Source organism: Enterococcus sp. DIV0240d (assembly GCF_051711245.1).
Lineage (GTDB): Bacteria > Bacillota > Bacilli > Lactobacillales > Enterococcaceae > Enterococcus_D > Enterococcus_D casseliflavus.
Genome location: NZ_JBIOMG010000001.1, coordinates 47,337 through 62,124, shown reverse-complemented (window position 1 = coordinate 62,124; position 14,788 = coordinate 47,337). Strand labels below are relative to the sequence as shown.

The 14,788-nt window shown below is 47.0% G+C and carries 13 protein-coding genes, 1 pseudogene and 1 riboswitch; of the genes and pseudogenes, 13 read left to right on the top strand and 1 reads right to left on the bottom strand.

Features of this window, described 5'->3' with window-relative positions:
* Nucleotides 1-20: 20 nt before the first annotated feature.
* The 8 genes and pseudogenes from IGJ25_RS00300 to IGJ25_RS00265 all read left to right on the top strand — a co-directional run bounded on the left by IGJ25_RS00300 (nt 21) and on the right by IGJ25_RS00265 (nt 9,788).
* Nucleotides 21-2,671, top strand: a pseudogene (locus IGJ25_RS00300) (HAD-IC family P-type ATPase).
* 194 nt (nt 2,672-2,865) lie between these two features.
* Nucleotides 2,866-3,004: riboswitch (FMN riboswitch) on the top strand.
* A 112-nt stretch (nt 3,005-3,116) separates the two neighbouring features.
* Nucleotides 3,117-4,193, top strand: coding sequence for a bifunctional diaminohydroxyphosphoribosylaminopyrimidine deaminase/5-amino-6-(5-phosphoribosylamino)uracil reductase RibD (gene ribD / locus IGJ25_RS00295; RefSeq protein ID WP_010748953.1), 1,077 nt, complete (start codon nt 3,117-3,119; stop codon nt 4,191-4,193).
* Nucleotides 4,178-4,765 (top strand): riboflavin synthase, encoded by a 588-nt coding sequence (locus tag IGJ25_RS00290; RefSeq protein ID WP_005230617.1) that lies wholly within the window; start codon nt 4,178-4,180, stop codon nt 4,763-4,765. Before ribD ends, IGJ25_RS00290 begins: the two co-directional genes overlap by 16 nt.
* On the top strand, nt 4,743-5,954 hold the full coding sequence (ribB, locus tag IGJ25_RS00285; protein ID WP_375352170.1) for a 3,4-dihydroxy-2-butanone-4-phosphate synthase: 1,212 nt from the start codon (nt 4,743-4,745) through the stop codon (nt 5,952-5,954). Before IGJ25_RS00290 ends, ribB begins: the two co-directional genes overlap by 23 nt.
* A gap of 21 nt (nt 5,955-5,975) precedes the next feature.
* Nucleotides 5,976-6,449 (top strand): 6,7-dimethyl-8-ribityllumazine synthase, encoded by a 474-nt coding sequence (gene ribH, locus IGJ25_RS00280; protein WP_005230622.1) that lies wholly within the window; start codon nt 5,976-5,978, stop codon nt 6,447-6,449.
* A 472-nt stretch (nt 6,450-6,921) separates the two neighbouring features.
* A complete protein-coding gene (locus tag IGJ25_RS00275; protein ID WP_081116440.1) occupies nt 6,922-7,995 on the top strand; it encodes a FecCD family ABC transporter permease in 1,074 nt (357 codons plus the stop codon).
* Between the two features lie 4 nt (nt 7,996-7,999).
* The gene (locus IGJ25_RS00270; protein ID WP_010748955.1) at nt 8,000-8,782 is read left to right on the top strand and encodes an ABC transporter ATP-binding protein; all 783 of its coding nucleotides are present in this window, start codon (nt 8,000-8,002) and stop codon (nt 8,780-8,782) included.
* Nucleotides 8,775-9,788: an ABC transporter substrate-binding protein gene (locus tag IGJ25_RS00265; protein ID WP_010748956.1), complete on the top strand. Its 1,014-nt coding sequence runs from the start codon at nt 8,775-8,777 to the stop codon at nt 9,786-9,788. The genes IGJ25_RS00270 and IGJ25_RS00265 overlap by 8 nt, the downstream gene beginning before the upstream one ends.
* Nucleotides 9,789-9,937: 149 nt before the next feature.
* Here the strand turns inward: IGJ25_RS00265 and IGJ25_RS00260 are convergent, their stop codons facing one another.
* Nucleotides 9,938-10,279 carry a MazG nucleotide pyrophosphohydrolase domain-containing protein gene (locus IGJ25_RS00260; RefSeq protein ID WP_081116438.1) on the bottom strand — a complete coding sequence of 114 codons (342 nt, stop codon included), beginning with the start codon at nt 10,277-10,279 and terminating at the stop codon, nt 9,938-9,940.
* A gap of 86 nt (nt 10,280-10,365) precedes the next feature.
* On the opposite strand from IGJ25_RS00260, the gene IGJ25_RS00255 reads away from it, so the two are divergent.
* The 5 genes from IGJ25_RS00255 to IGJ25_RS00235 all read left to right on the top strand — a co-directional run bounded on the left by IGJ25_RS00255 (nt 10,366) and on the right by IGJ25_RS00235 (nt 14,657).
* On the top strand, nt 10,366-10,926 hold the full coding sequence (locus tag IGJ25_RS00255) for a TIGR00730 family Rossman fold protein (protein WP_074934167.1): 561 nt from the start codon (nt 10,366-10,368) through the stop codon (nt 10,924-10,926).
* 61 nt (nt 10,927-10,987) lie between these two features.
* On the top strand, nt 10,988-11,512 hold the full coding sequence (locus IGJ25_RS00250) for an SWIM zinc finger family protein (RefSeq protein WP_413118889.1): 525 nt from the start codon (nt 10,988-10,990) through the stop codon (nt 11,510-11,512).
* 134 nt (nt 11,513-11,646) lie between these two features.
* Complete coding sequence (locus IGJ25_RS00245; RefSeq protein ID WP_081116436.1) at nt 11,647-12,633, top strand: tRNA dihydrouridine synthase; 987 nt, start codon at nt 11,647-11,649, stop codon at nt 12,631-12,633.
* A gap of 150 nt (nt 12,634-12,783) precedes the next feature.
* Complete coding sequence (locus tag IGJ25_RS00240; RefSeq protein ID WP_081116435.1) at nt 12,784-13,224, top strand: MarR family winged helix-turn-helix transcriptional regulator; 441 nt, start codon at nt 12,784-12,786, stop codon at nt 13,222-13,224.
* Complete coding sequence (locus IGJ25_RS00235; protein ID WP_225001152.1) at nt 13,221-14,657, top strand: MDR family MFS transporter; 1,437 nt, start codon at nt 13,221-13,223, stop codon at nt 14,655-14,657. The genes IGJ25_RS00240 and IGJ25_RS00235 overlap by 4 nt, the downstream gene beginning before the upstream one ends.
* The last annotated feature ends 131 nt before the right edge of the window (nt 14,658-14,788 follow it).

Genomic DNA, 14,788 nt, shown 5'->3' with positions numbered 1-14,788 from the left:
AGAAAAGGAAGAAGAAAAAAATGAATAAAAAAGAGTTTCAGTTATCAGTGTCAGAAACAATCGAACAGTATCAGGTGCCGTCAATCGATCAAGGGTTGACTGAGGCGCAAGTAACCAAGCGGTTAGAAACCTACGGATTGAACCAATTAGCGGTCAAAAAAACCGCCAAGTGGCGGTTGCTGCTGCGACAATTCCATAACACGATCATCTACATTTTGATTTTCTCTGCCATCTTAACGCTGCTGATGGGGCATTTCTCTGATGCCGTGATCATTGGCATCGTCGTGCTGGTCAATGCGTTGATCGGTTATTACCAAGAAGCCAATGCTTCCGATGCATTAGAACGGATCAAAGAGATGCTATCAGCAGAAGCCACGGTCTATCGGAATGGGATTCGTCAAGATATTCCAGCTGCCGAAGTCGTTCCAGGGGATGTCGTATTCCTAGAAGCTGGTGACAATGTGCCCGCAGATCTGCGAATCATCGAAGCCGACAACTTGCGTATCCAAGAATCCGCCTTGACTGGTGAAGCCGATTCGGTGGAAAAAATAACAGATGCCTTAATGGATGAAGCAACTCCATTAGCGGAACAACGGAATTTGGCGTTTGCTTCGACTTCCGTGACATCAGGAAGCGGGAAAGGGATCGTGATCGCTACTGGCGTCACGACTGAGATCGGGAAAATCTCAGCTGAAGTCAATCAAACGGAAGAACGAAAAACGCCGTTGATGAAAGAGATCGATGGACTGGGGAAAGGCATCACCTATGTGATCATGGGCGTGGCGGTCTTGCTATTTGTCGTCAGTTTGTTCCAGCAAACCTATGCGATCTCTGTCTTATCCTTAGCCGTTGTCACCATGATCGTCGGCTCGATCCCAGAAGGATTGCCAGCAACGACCTCGGTGGTTTTGGCGATGGGTGTCAGCGACATGGCAAAAAAAACAAGCACACCATCATCAAAACGCTACCAGCGGTTGAAATGCTAGGCTCAGTCGATGTGATCGCGACGGATAAAACAGGTACCCTGACCAAAAACGAAATGACGGTCAAAGACATCGTATTGGCTGAGCAGGAATATGAAGTGACGGGTGACGGCTATGCGCCGGTGGGAGAAATTCGTCCAAAGCAGGAGGACGTCCACGCGCAAGACACCTTGCAGTTGTTTTTGGAAGCTGGTTACGAAGCCAACGATACGGTATTGGTCCCAGAAGGAAATCACTGGACGATCAATGGGGAACCAACAGACGGCTCCTTTTTGACGCTTTATCATAAGCAATTTGCCTATCCGCAAGCACCTGCTTACCAAGAGCTGGATATGCTGCCCTTTGATTCGGACAACCGCTACATGGCGAAACTAGTGGCAAACCCTGCGGGGGAACGTTTGTTATTTGTTAAAGGCTCCCCAGATAAATTGTTTGAAATGGTGCAAAAACAAGCGGCGCCTTTTGATGAAGCCTATTGGACAGGCCATGTCCGCCGCTTGTCGGCAGAAGGCAAACGAGTGGTAGCGGTGGGCTATCAGAAAGTTTCGATCGATCACATTGATGAAACGATTTTTGAGCAAGGGCTGCAATTACTGGGAATCGCTGGGATCATCGATCCGCCGCGAGAAGAAGTGATTGCCTCCCTGAAGGAAATGAACCAAGCCGGTGTTCAAGTGAAAATGATCACTGGCGATCACCCTCTGACCGCCAAAGCGATTGGGGAAAAGCTTGGCTTAGCGGATGAGATTCACGTCGTGACTGGTGCCGAGTTGGATCAGATGAGCGAAGCCGAATTTCAAGATGCTGCCTTGACGAATCAAGTCTTTGCACGAACCACGCCGAAAAACAAATTGGACATTATCAAAGCGCTACAAGCCAAAGGCAAAGTCACGGCGATGACAGGGGACGGCGTTAACGATGCCCCGGCGTTGAAGCGGGCGGATATCGGTGTAGCGATGGGGATCAGCGGCACGGATGTAGCCAAAGATTCTGCTGATATGATCTTGACCGATGACAATTTCGGTACCATGTCCTTAGCGATTCGCGAAGGACGCAGGATCTATGACAACATCAAAAAGAGCATTCTGTTTCTGTTGCCGACATCTTTTGCCGAAGGGCTGATCATTGCCTTTACGATCATGATGCAAAAAGAATTGCCGCTGCAGGCGACACAACTGCTGTGGATCAACATGGTTTCTGCTATTACGATCCAGTTTGCGTTTATCTTTGAACCAGCAGAGTCTGGGATCATGAGCCGCAAACCGCGAAAGACAGGCAATAAATTGTTGAATCGTCACGATATTTGGCAGATGGCGTATGTATCGATCTTGATGGCAGTCATCAGTTTGATCGCCCATGACTGGCTCTTGCTGCAAGGCGTCAGCGAAGCCGTTGCTAGTACCATGATGGTCAATATCGTGGTCTTAAGTAAGATTTTTTATTTGTTCAACATCCGTACCAGTGCACCAGCGTTTTCTAAAGCTTCCTTCACCAATCCAAAAGCGTTCGTGATCATTGGTGTGATGCTGGTTCTGCAACTGTTATTGACCTATGTTCCATTTATGCAAAGCGCCTTTCATACGGAGGACATGTCCTTGATCGGCTGGGTCATCTCAGCAGCTTCCGGGATGGTCGTCTTACTCGTGACGGAGTTCGATAAATGGCTTCGCTCGAGAAAAAATATTTAACCTAGGTTTTCTTGTATTTTTTTTCAGGCAAAATCGCCTTGCTGCAGCTTAGGAAAATGGCGGAACGACAAGGGATTTCTGCTGTCGCTGCTTTGGGGTTGCCAAAAGAAAAAACCAAGAGGAATTCCTATCGGCTCGTGATCAGGCCTATTGACAAACAAAAATGGTCGGGCTAAAATGCACATGAATTGAATAGTATTCTTCGGGGCAGGGTGTAATTCCCGACCGACGGTGACAAGCGTAATGCTTGAAGTCCGTGACCCGCATAGCTATGCGGTGGAGCCAGTGTGAATCTGGCACCGACAGTGAAAGTCTGGATGGGAGAAGAAAAACCACAAAATTTCAAGGGGCGCAGTGCGTCTAAAATTGATTTTTTGCCGGTCTTGTTTGTCTATGCCTCGTGAGATTCTCACGAGGCATTTTTTTATTGAAAGGAGGAAGGAAGATGCATAACGAATACATGCGTTTGGCGATCGCAGAAGCCAATAAAGGGCGTTACCAAACCTTTACCAATCCGTTAGTGGGCGCCGTGATCGTCAAAGAGCAACGGGTCATTGCTAAAGGGGCTCACTTAGTCTATGGGCAGCCCCATGCGGAACGAAACGCCATCGAACAATGCCATTCCTCCGAAGACCTAATCAATTCGACTTTATACGTGACGTTAGAACCTTGCAACCACCAAGGAAAACAGCCGCCTTGCACCCAGCTGATCATCGACAGCGGCATCAAAAAGGTAGTCATCGGCCAGTTAGACCCTAACCCGATCGTGGCTGGACAAGGCAAGCGCTTTTTAGAAGAACAGGGCATCGACGTGTTGGTGGGCATCGAAGAAACAGCGGTGCGCCGTTTGAATCCACACTATAATTTTTACCATCAGCATCAGCGACCTTACGTGGCGTTGAAGCAAGCGATCACTTTAGATGGCCGGATCGCTCATGATGCGTTAACCCGCAGTGCGATCACTGGTTCAGCGGTTTGGCAAAACGTCCATCAAGAACGTGGAGACTATCAAGGAATCTTAGTGGGCAGTCAGACGGTGTTGACGGATGATCCCACGTTATTGACCACGGTTGAAACCAGCTTTCCGCCGATTCGCATCGTGTTAGACCGTCGGGGGCGAACGCTGTCGCAACCCCATTTGGCACTGTTTGCCGATGATTCGGCACCTGTGTGGATTTTTACGCAGCAGACAACTGTCAGTGATTTGCCAGCTCATGTGTCAGTGATCCAGCTGGAAGAGTTGACAATTGTTTCATTGCTGAAGGAGCTTGCCGAACGACAGGTCCAATCGCTTTACGTAGAAGGAGGCGCTGCGATCCATGATGCCTTTTTAGCCAGCGGACTGTGGCAAGAAAGCATTACCTATGTGGCGCCAAAGTTTCTTGGGGGCAATAGTCTCGCAAGTTTTACCAGTGAGCGTACCCCGAAACAGCTGCAGCAGCTAACAGAGGTGACGGTGACTGCAGTTGGGGAAGATGTTTGCATCCGAGGAAGGAGACCAGAGGAATGTTCACAGGATTGATTCAGGAAAAAGGCCGCATCAAAGAGATCCGCAAGCAAAGCCGCACGATCCAGCTAACTTGCAGTGCGTCCGAAGGATTACTGGCGGATTACCAGATCGGAGACAGTATGGCGATCAACGGGACGTGTTTGACGGCGATCGCCAAACAAGCGACGACGTTTACGGTGGATATCATGCCAGAAACCTTTCAACGAACCACCTTTAAACAACTCTCGGTGGGTGCCGAAGTCAATTTGGAGCGAGCGATGGCAGCGACGCAGCGTTTTGAAGGCCACTTTGTCGCAGGCCACATTGATGTAACGACCCGTTTGATCCAGAAAAAGCAGTTGGAAAATGCCTTGATCTTGACGTTTGCTTATCCTGTCAGTGTGCAAGGGGAAATCATTCCGCAAGGGTCGATTGCGATCAATGGCGTCAGTTTGACGGTTACCCAGACGACGGCACAGGCATTTTCCGTTAGCTTGATCCCCCATTCCAAAGACCAGACGACGCTGGGGCAGTTGAAACAAGGGGAGTGGGTCAATATCGAGACGGATATGATCGGGAAATATGTCAAATACCAACGAAAATGAAAGAAGGCAGACGATGCATAAAGTAGAACAAGCAGTGGAATGGTTAAAAAAAGGCGGCTTAGTGATTGTCGCCGATGATGAAAATCGGGAATCAGAAGGAGATTTGATTGGGATCGCTGAATACGCAACGCCAGAATCTGTCAATTTTATGGCGACTTATGGCCGCGGCTTGATCTGTGCACCCATCTCACAAGCGATCGCTGAAAAGCTGGCATTGCCTGAGATGACCGCCAATAATACGGATGCCTTTGGCACCGCATTTACCATCAGTGTCGATCACGTGACGACGAGTACGGGAATTTCTGCGAAAGACCGGGCAGTGACGATTGAAAAGTTGGCTGATCCTGCGTCACAGGCTGCGGATTTTTATCGCCCTGGCCATATCTTCCCATTGACCGCTCAACCTGGCGGCGTGTTGGAACGCAGAGGACATACAGAAGCGGCTGTGGATTTAGCAAAGCTTGCTGGCAGCGTGGAAGCAGCCTACATTTGTGAGATTTTAAATGAAGATGGCACGATGGCTCGGGTCCCAGAATTGAAAAAATTAGCAGAAAAATGGCAGCTGCCGTTTTTGACCATTGATGAGTTGGCGGAATATCTACGAGGAACCACGCCTATCACGGTGGATCTGCCAACGGCTTATGGGGCGTTCCAATTGTCCTTATTTGAAGATGAGTTCGGCAATGAACACCTTTTACTAGCCAAAGGCGAGATTCAACATACTACCGAGCCGCTGTTACTACGGATCCATTCAGAGTGTTTAACAGGCGACGTCTTCGGCTCTCATCGCTGTGATTGCGGCGAACAGCTGCAAGAAGCGATGCGGCAGATCGAAGCAAAAGGCCGCGGTGCGATTTTGTATCTACGCCAAGAAGGTCGCGGTATTGGCTTGCGGAACAAGCTCCGTGCCTATCAGCTGCAGGAACAAGGCATGGATACTTATGAAGCAAATATTGCATTAGGGTTTGCAGCAGATGCTCGTCATTACACGTTTGCCGCCGATGTTTTACGTTCCTTAGAAGTGCAGGAGATTCAACTGATGACCAACAACCCTGACAAAGTGAAGGAATTAGAAAGCTTAGGAATTAAGGTAGCAGAACGAGTACCGCTGGAGATGCCTGCGCATAAAGAAAACAGAAGCTATTTGAAAACGAAGAAAGAAAAGTTTCACCATTACCTATCTATTTAATCAGCCAAAGGAGAATGAACGATGACAGTATTTGAAGGAACGTTTCAGGGAGAGGCAGTCAAAGTAGGGATCGTAGTCTCACGATTCAACGAGTTTATCACTTCCAAGTTAGTGGAAGGCGCCAAAGACAATTTGTTGCGTCATGGAGTCAAAGCAGAAAACATCGATGTGTATTGGGTTCCAGGGGCTTATGAGATTCCGTATATTACCAAAAAAATCGTTGACCACAAACAATACGATGGGATCGTGACATTAGGTGCCTTGATTCGCGGAGCAACGACCCACTATGAATTGATCTCAAATGAAGTGGCGAAAGGCGTAGCCCAAATTGGTCTGAATGCCGACATTCCGATCATGTTTGGTGTGTTGACGACTGAAACGATCGAACAAGCCATTGAACGGGCGGGAACCAAAGCTGGCAACAAAGGCAGCGAAGCCGCTCAAGGTCTTTTGGAGATGATTTCGTTGAATCAGCAAATCCTTGGCAACGCATAGGTTTCACGTTCGAACAAAGGGAAGCTAGCAAGAACAAGCCTGCCTGAGCATAGGCATCAGACTGGAGACAGACTTTGTACAAAATGAAGTCTGTCTTTTTTTCATCATAAAAAAACACTTGATTATTATGCCAAAGGATTCGCTTCTTCACGGGTACCGTATTTTCGATAGGTCAATGGAGAGGAAAACGCCCAATCAATCACGAACATTAGAATAACTCTTATTTAAGGAAATTTTCAGAAAATTATTTACATTTCACAAAAGGTTCCTTATAATGACTCTATTCATTGAGAGTGATTCTCATTTGCAAATAGATGTCAAAGCAGCACATGGCTTTGGCGCTTTTCATGAGAAGAACTGTTATAAGCGAAAAAACGCACAGATGCTTCTTTTATGATGGCGGCGAGGCAACAGTCAAGGTTGTTTTTGCTGTGAAATTAGGAGGGGGTCGTGCTGAATAAAGGAGAATCACATGTCGATAGGGTTGATTAAATCAAATCGTTGGATGGTTTCGACAATCATTTGCTGTGTTTTAGTTGTCGCCATTCTCTTATCTGCAGGAGTTGCTTTGGCAAACGGTCAAGCCAATATCACCCTTGGCGAAGTTTACCAAATTCTCTTCTATAAAATCAGCCATGGATTGGTTGGTGATCTTTCAGGCATTTCAGACGCAAACATCAATATCGTCTGGTTTGTTCGGGCACCGCGGGTCTTACTGTCTATTTTTGTGGGCATGGGGTTAGCGATCAGCGGGGCAGTGATGCAGGCAGTGGTCCAAAATCCGCTGGCAGATCCCTATATCCTTGGGATCTCTTCTGGCGCATCCTTAGGGGCGACCTTCGCCATCTTAGTCGGTTTTGGCGGCTCGGCGCTAGTCTTGCAGCTGGGCTTATCGTTTGGTGCCTTTGCAGGAGCGGGGATTGCGACCATTTTGGTGCTGCTGCTTGCTAGTATCGGTGGGAAAATGACTTCCACAAAACTCGTGCTGTCGGGGACGATCGTCAGTGCCTTATGCAGCTCTGTTTCAAACTTGATCATCTATCTGGCTAGCAATGCAGAAGGGATGAAGACTGTGGCGTTTTGGTCGATGGGCAGCTTAGCCTCGGCTTCTTGGAACAAATTAGGCTTTATCGTGGTTCTGGTTTCTTTGATCACGCTGTTCTTCCTGACGCAATACCGTGTTTTGAATACGCTTTTGCTGGGAGATGAAGTTGCCTCCACCTTAGGGGTCAAGCTGACCTTCTATCGTCGTTTTTATATGCTGCTAGCAGCGCTATTAACCAGTATCATCGTTGCGAATTCTGGTATGATCGGCTTTGTCGGCTTGATCATTCCTCATATCGTACGTGGAGTCAGCGGGTCGGATCATCGCCTGTTGATGCCTTTGACCGCTTTGACAGGCGCGTTGTTTTTGATTTGGGCGGATGTGATCGCCCGCTCGACCCTGCAAGGAGTCGAACTGCCGATCGGGATCATTACAGCGCTGATTGGCGCACCGATCTTTATCTATATCATTGTCAAACGGCAATACAACTTTGGGGGGTGACGGAATGAAATTAGCAGTTGAAAAGCTCAATCTGACGATCGGGGATCAGCAGATACTAAAAGACATCTCCGTCCAAACCGCACAGGGGCAATTTGTCGGCTTGATTGGGTCCAACGGCAGCGGCAAATCTACATTGTTAAAAGCTATCTACAAAACGTTGAAACCTGACAGCGGCGACATTTATTTGGGTGAGATGAATATTTTGAAAAGTTCCGAAAAAAAAGTCGCCCAGCAAGTCAGCGTCGTCAGTCAGTTCAATGAGTTGAGCTTTGATTTAACAGTAGAACAGATGGTGCTTTTAGGCCGCACGCCCCACAAGGGTTTATTGGAACAAGACACCAAAGCCGATCATGAGCTGGTCACCGAAGCCTTAGCCAAAACAGGGCTAAGTGCCTACAGAAAACGCAGCTACCTCTCATTATCAGGAGGCGAAAAACAGCGGGTCGTCCTTGCTCGTGCCATCACCCAAGAACCGAAATTTATGATTCTCGATGAGCCGACCAATCATTTGGATATCCGATATCAACTGGAAATCTTAGAGACCGTCAAGCATCTGAAGATTGGCTTGTTGGCGGCGCTGCATAATTTGGAACAAGCAGCCAACTATTGCGACATCATCTATGCCTTAAAAGATGGGCGGGTCGTAGGGTATGGCGAACCAGAAACGTTGCTGACAGAAGAACTGATCGAAGAGATCTATGGCGTGAAATGCAGTATTTACCATCATCCGATCACAGGCGGATTAGGGTTTCATTATTATTTTGAAAAGGAGCAAACAGATGAATAAATGGGGAAAAATGATTGGGGTAGGATTGGCAGTCTTTACATTAAGCGCTTGCGGCAATACGAAGGATGAAGGAACTTCGGCTTCTTCTTCACAGACAGAAAGTACGTATCCCTTAACCATCAGCAACTACACCAAAGCAGAGGGCGGCACGCAGTGGACTGCCAAGGACCAAACCTTTAATGAGGCACCAAAAAAAGTCGTAGCCAACACACGACCAGCAGCGGAATTGCTGCTGCATCTCGGCCTCAAGGATCAGATTGCGGGTGTCGGTGCAACCTTTGGTGCCGCTGATGAGGAAGTTGCTGCTGATTATGCAGAACTAAACGACCTGGGCAGCGACTATATCAGTAAAGAAACGGCGCTCAGTGTGGATCCGGATTTGATTTTTGGCCGTGGGGGACTTTTCGATAATCAAGATTGGGGCGTCGGCACCGTTGATTCCTTGAACGAGATGGGCATTCCGACTTACGTCCAAGAAACCTCTGTCACTGGTGCAACATTTGATTCCGTTTATCAAGACATTGAAAACCTTGGTAAGCTCTTCAATGTCCCTGAAGCAGCCGCTGCTTTTGAAAAAGAATTAAAGGATCGCCAGAGTGCCTTGGAAGAAAAAGTAGCAGACAAAGAAGAGCAAACCTTTGCCCATCTCTTTATGTCTGATCCAAGTGTGGTCAGTGTCTATGCCGCTCAAGATGAGTCTTTTTTCAACAGCAACTTTGACATGATCAAACTGAACAATGTGTTTCAAGACTATTCAGGAGAAGTCAGTGTCGAAACCTTGATCGAAACGGATCCCGATGTCTTGATCGTCGGTGACTGGTCAACGATCGAAGGCAGTGTTTCTGGTCAAGAAATCATTGAAGGCTTGTACAAAAATGACAAACTCTCCAGCATGAAAGCCATCAAAAACAAACAAGTCTACAGCATGGACTACAATTATCTCTTTGGCTACGGCTACCAAGCCTTGACTGGATTGGAAGAACTGGTAGAGCAAATGGCACAATAAACACCTCTATTCCCATAAAAAGGAGAACCAACTTTTTATATAATAGAAGAAAACCAACGTTTCACTGGCCAATTGACCACAGAAACGTTGGTTTTTTGTATTTAAGAAAAGCAACCTTTGCCGCTGCCCGTTCCGCAACAAGTAACCCGTTAGCTGTTTTTTTCTGTCATATGGTCCATTTGATAGCGAGACAATAGCTTCTCTTTGTGTTTTTGCATGATCGTCTCTAGAGAAATATCGTATTTATCGGCGAGAATAAATAAGTTATCCAGTACATCGCCCAATTCTTCCGTCAGGTTTGCCAGTTTTTCTTCTGGCAAGCCTTCTTGTTCATCGGGACGGTCACGACCGATCTCCAATGTCCGAATGGCGCGGCTCACTTCCCCAACTTCCTCTGCTAAAAAATTCGCCCGAATAAACGGATCGTACTGATACCAGTTGCGGGCTTTGTAGAAGTCACTGATAGATCGTTGATACTCCTCAATGTTCATAAATTTTTTTCCATCCTTTCCCAGAACCTTTATCAGAATCATGATATACTATTTCAAAATGATTGAGAAGGATGATGGAGAGTTTTATGAAAATTGCAGTCTATTGTGGTGCCAGTGTCGGTAATGAACCTAGTTTTGCAACAGCCGCTCAAGAATTGGGGCAGTGGATCGCTTCACGGAAAAATACGCTGGTTTATGGTGGCGGAAAAGCGGGCTTGATGGGCGTGCTGGCAGATGCTGTCTTAGAAAATGGCGGTCAGGTGATCGGGGTGATCCCAACCTTTTTAAAAGATCGGGAACTAGCACATCCTGGATTGACCGAACTCCATGTCGTCGAGACGATGTCAGAAAGAAAACGAAAAATGTTCGAATTGTCGCAGGCCTTTGTCGCACTGCCAGGTGGTCCGGGTACGCTGGAAGAAATCACGGAGATGATCTCGTGGTCAAGAATCGGTCAAAACCCGAATCCGTGTGCTTTTTATGATGTGAACAACTTTTACCGCGCAACGAGAGCCTTGTATGACAACATGGTGGAAAATGAGTTCTTGACGCAAGCCGATCGCGAGAAAATCGGTTTTGCACAAACAACGAAGGAGCTGGAAGCCTTTATTCAAGCCTACGAACCACCAGTTATTCGGCAGTATTAATAAGCAATCGATTAAATCCTATTATAGTTCTCTAGTTTAATGAATGCGGAGGAGAGAAGTAATGCTAGAATGGCAAGATTATTTTGAATCCCATATTTTGGAAAGAGGAAAAGAGTATTATTTAAGCGGTTGTGTGGCGCGACTGAGAGCGGATGATCAGCTTATTCTGGCCGAAGTATTCGGCACAGAGCTTTATGAAGTAGAAATTGCGCTAAAACAGGGCAAGGTCGTGGAGGAATTTTGTAATTGTCCTCACTTTGCGGCTGGTTTTAATTTCAAACATCTTGCGGCTGTTTTATTCGCCTATACGAGAGCGAAAGAAAAGAATAAACCGCTGACTCCCCCGAAACGTAAAGGACGCCGTGAGGTCTATCAGAAGCTGGTGGATCAGCTAGATGAAGCAGATATGCGGCAGATTTTACTCAGTTTGATGGTTGACGATACTTCTGTAGCCCTTTTTGTGAAGAACGTTGTATCGGATAGCGAAGATGATTTCGCTGAGGAGGAAGAAGTAGAAGCTTGGGATGACTGGGATGAAGAAGAGGAAGATTGGGAAGAAGAATGGGAGGATGACTGGGAGGCTTAAAAGAAATTTCGTACTAGGTCTGATACACGTATCTTGCTCTTTTGCTTCTTTGACGCATTCTTAGTATAATGGGGTTTGTTTTGCAAGTGGGGTCATAAAAGAAGATCCTTGGACAAAGAAATGGAGCGTAAATCATGACAACAAATTTGTGGGCTGAATTGCCGAAGCCTTTTTTTATCCTAGCACCAATGGAAGATGTCACCGATGTCGTTTTTCGACATGTCGTTCAAGCTGCCGGCGCACCAGATGTTTTCTTTACGGAATTTACCAACTCCGATAGTTACTGCCATCCAGAAGGACGCGACAGTGTGCGGGGACGTTTAGTCTTCACCGAAGATGAGCAACCGATGGTGGCACACATTTGGGGCGATAAGCCAGAGTATTTCCGTGAGATGAGTATCGGTTTAGCGGAGATGGGCTTTAAAGGGATCGACTTAAATATGGGCTGCCCAGTGCCGAACGTTGCTGGACGAGGCAAAGGCAGCGGCTTGATCTTGCGACCAGAAGTTGCTGCTGAGCTGATCCAAGCAGCCAAAGCTGGCGGTCTGCCGGTCAGTGTCAAGACTCGTTTGGGCTATACCGAACTAGGAGAAATGGAAGCTTGGTTGACCCATGTCCTGCAACAGGATATCGCCAACCTTTCGATCCATTTGCGAACCCGCAAAGAAATGAGCAAGGTCGATGCCCATTGGGAATTGATTCCTGAAGTGGTTGCCTTGCGGGATAGAATCGCCCCACAAACGAAACTGACGATCAACGGCGATATCCCTGATCGTACCAAAGGTTTAGAGCTAGCAGAAAAATATGGCGTAGACGGAATCATGATCGGTCGGGGTATTTTCAAGAATCCCTATGCCTTTGAAAAAGAACCGAAAGAGCATACCTCAGAAGAGCTATTAGGCTTGTTGCAGCTGCAATTAGACTTGCAGGACCATTACGCCAAAATGGTACCGCGCTCGATCGCAGGATTGCATCGTTTCTTTAAAATCTATGTCAAAGGCTTCCCTGGAGCCAGTGATTTGCGGGCAAAATTGATGAATACCAAATCAACGGATGAAGTTCGGCAACTGCTGGCAGAGTTTGCTGAGAAAAAGAACCACGAGGAAAGTATTGAAGCGTAAGTTTCAATGCTTTTTTTGTTTTTGGTTGCTGTACCCGCTCTCATTGTCAATCCTTCCTTGACAATAGATAGGTACCTATGTAAAATGGAGAGCGGACTTTTAACTAGGTACCTATCTAAATAGTGAAGAGGCGAAAGGAGCTGAAGGTCGATGGTTTCCGAACAAGAAATCGTGGAACGATTGTTTGAAGTGTATAAATTAAATCGGCGGTATGCGGAACAAAAATATGGGCGTTTTATGCCAGGTCGGGGACAGTTCAATTGCCTACTGGTATTGGACGAAAAAGGGACGTTGACCCAAAAAGATCTCGCCGCGTATTTAGCGATTCGCTCGACATCCACTGGCGAACTACTAAAAAAACTGGCTGAAAAAGGGCTGATCCAAAAAGAAGTCGATCCGAAAGATAAACGCAGCCATCTGATTTCGCTGACGGAAGCAGGCAAGGAAGAGGCACAGCGAATGAAAGAAAAACGCAGTAAGGCGCACCAAGAAATGCTGACCTATTTGACGGCAGAAGAAAAACAAGCCTTTGGTCAAGCCTTAGCAAAAATCGAACAGTTTTATCTTGAGAAGGAGGCGGACGTTGAGTGAGTGAAACAGTCCAACGAACGGAACGTCAGCGGACGCTGATTTTTATTAATTTAATGATTACATGTATTGCCGTATCCATGTTGGCGACCGCCTTGACGACGGCTTTACCCGCCATCGTCACTGACCTGCAGATTTCTGTCACTACGGGACAATGGCTGACTAGCGGTTATTCCTTGGCGATGGCGATCGTTATGCCCTTGACGGCATATCTTATGAATCGTGTGCCAACCAAAAAGCTGTATCTCGCTGCCTTAGGAATTGCGTTGGTGGGCTTGCTGCTTTGTGCTGCAGCGCCCAATTTTTTAGTCATGATGCTTGCGCGTATTTTGCAGGCCGTGGGTAACGGGATCTTGACCGCAATGGCACAAGTGATCCTCTTATCGATCTATCCGATCAATCGTATCGGTGTCGTGATGGGCTGGTATGGATTATCGATCACCGCGGCGCCCGTGATCGCACCGACTCTTGCTGGGGTGATCGTGGACCGCTTGAACTGGCATGCGATTTTTTATATCGTTGCCGTGATTGTTTTGATTTCACTGATTTGGGCCATAAAGGTTTTTGATGATGTGTTGCCAGTAAGCAACAGCAAATTTGATCAGACCTCTTTTGTTTTGAGTGCCTTCGCCTTTGGTGGGATCACTTTAGGCTTTGGCAATATCGGCAGCTATGGCTTTCTCAGCTTGCCCGTTTTAGGAACCTTAGGGATCGGTTTGGTAGCAGGGGTCTTCTTTGTCTTCCGTCAGTTAAGAGCGGAAACCCCATTTTTGGATCTGCGGGTCTTAAAAACAAAAGAGTATGCCATCAGTGTCTTTGGCAGTATCATGCTTTACTTGGTCTTGATGGGTTCGGCGATGCTGATGCCGCTTTACGTGCAGTCAATTTTAGGCAAATCAGCGACGATCTCGGGATTAGTCGTTTTGCCAGGCTCTCTGGTCTCGGCTTTTTTAAGTCCCGTGGCTGGGCGAATCTATGACAAAGTCGGCATCCGTTTGTTGACGCTTTTTGGCGGCGGCTCACTGGTCTTGAGCAATATCGGCATGTATTTTATCCATATGCATACGGGTATTTGGGTAGCAGTGGTTTTGAACATGCTGCGCTGTGCCGCCACAGGCTGTTTGTTGATGCCCTTCGTGACGTGGGGAAATAAAAATATTCCGCCGCAACTGACGGCGCATGGAACAGCGTTATTGACTTCTTTGCGGACGGTGGCAGGCGCCATCGGGACAGCATTATTTGTCGGGATCATGAATAGTGTGGCGCAAAAAAGCACGACCTTAACAGGAACAAGTGCACTGCTTCATGGGATGAATGTTTCTTTCTTATTGATGACGATCGCTTCTGGACTGCTGTTTGCAACGGGGGTATTCTTGATTCGTGATCAGAAGCCAGAAGCCGTTTGGCTAGAAGGGGCAGAAGAACCACTGGAATAAAGAGGGGCACCTTTCTTTGAAGGGTGCTTTTCTTGATTTATTTCATGAAACTCTATGAAAAACCAAAAAATTCGATATAATAAGATAACTTATGGTTTAGGAGGAGTATTTTTTTTCATTAAAGGCTTGCT

Coding starts and splice junctions, on each gene's coding strand:
- ribD (WP_010748953.1), top strand. CDS start 3,117: ATGCATAACGAATACATGCGTTTGGCGATCGCAGAAGCCAATAAAGGG.
- IGJ25_RS00290 (WP_005230617.1), top strand. CDS start 4,178: ATGTTCACAGGATTGATTCAGGAAAAAGGCCGCATCAAAGAGATCCGC.
- ribB (WP_375352170.1), top strand. CDS start 4,743: ATGTCAAATACCAACGAAAATGAAAGAAGGCAGACGATGCATAAAGTA.
- ribH (WP_005230622.1), top strand. CDS start 5,976: ATGACAGTATTTGAAGGAACGTTTCAGGGAGAGGCAGTCAAAGTAGGG.
- IGJ25_RS00275 (WP_081116440.1), top strand. CDS start 6,922: ATGTCGATAGGGTTGATTAAATCAAATCGTTGGATGGTTTCGACAATC.
- IGJ25_RS00270 (WP_010748955.1), top strand. CDS start 8,000: ATGAAATTAGCAGTTGAAAAGCTCAATCTGACGATCGGGGATCAGCAG.
- IGJ25_RS00265 (WP_010748956.1), top strand. CDS start 8,775: ATGAATAAATGGGGAAAAATGATTGGGGTAGGATTGGCAGTCTTTACA.
- IGJ25_RS00260 (WP_081116438.1), bottom strand. CDS start 10,279: ATGAACATTGAGGAGTATCAACGATCTATCAGTGACTTCTACAAAGCC.
- IGJ25_RS00255 (WP_074934167.1), top strand. CDS start 10,366: ATGAAAATTGCAGTCTATTGTGGTGCCAGTGTCGGTAATGAACCTAGT.
- IGJ25_RS00250 (WP_413118889.1), top strand. CDS start 10,988: ATGCTAGAATGGCAAGATTATTTTGAATCCCATATTTTGGAAAGAGGA.
- IGJ25_RS00245 (WP_081116436.1), top strand. CDS start 11,647: ATGACAACAAATTTGTGGGCTGAATTGCCGAAGCCTTTTTTTATCCTA.
- IGJ25_RS00240 (WP_081116435.1), top strand. CDS start 12,784: ATGGTTTCCGAACAAGAAATCGTGGAACGATTGTTTGAAGTGTATAAA.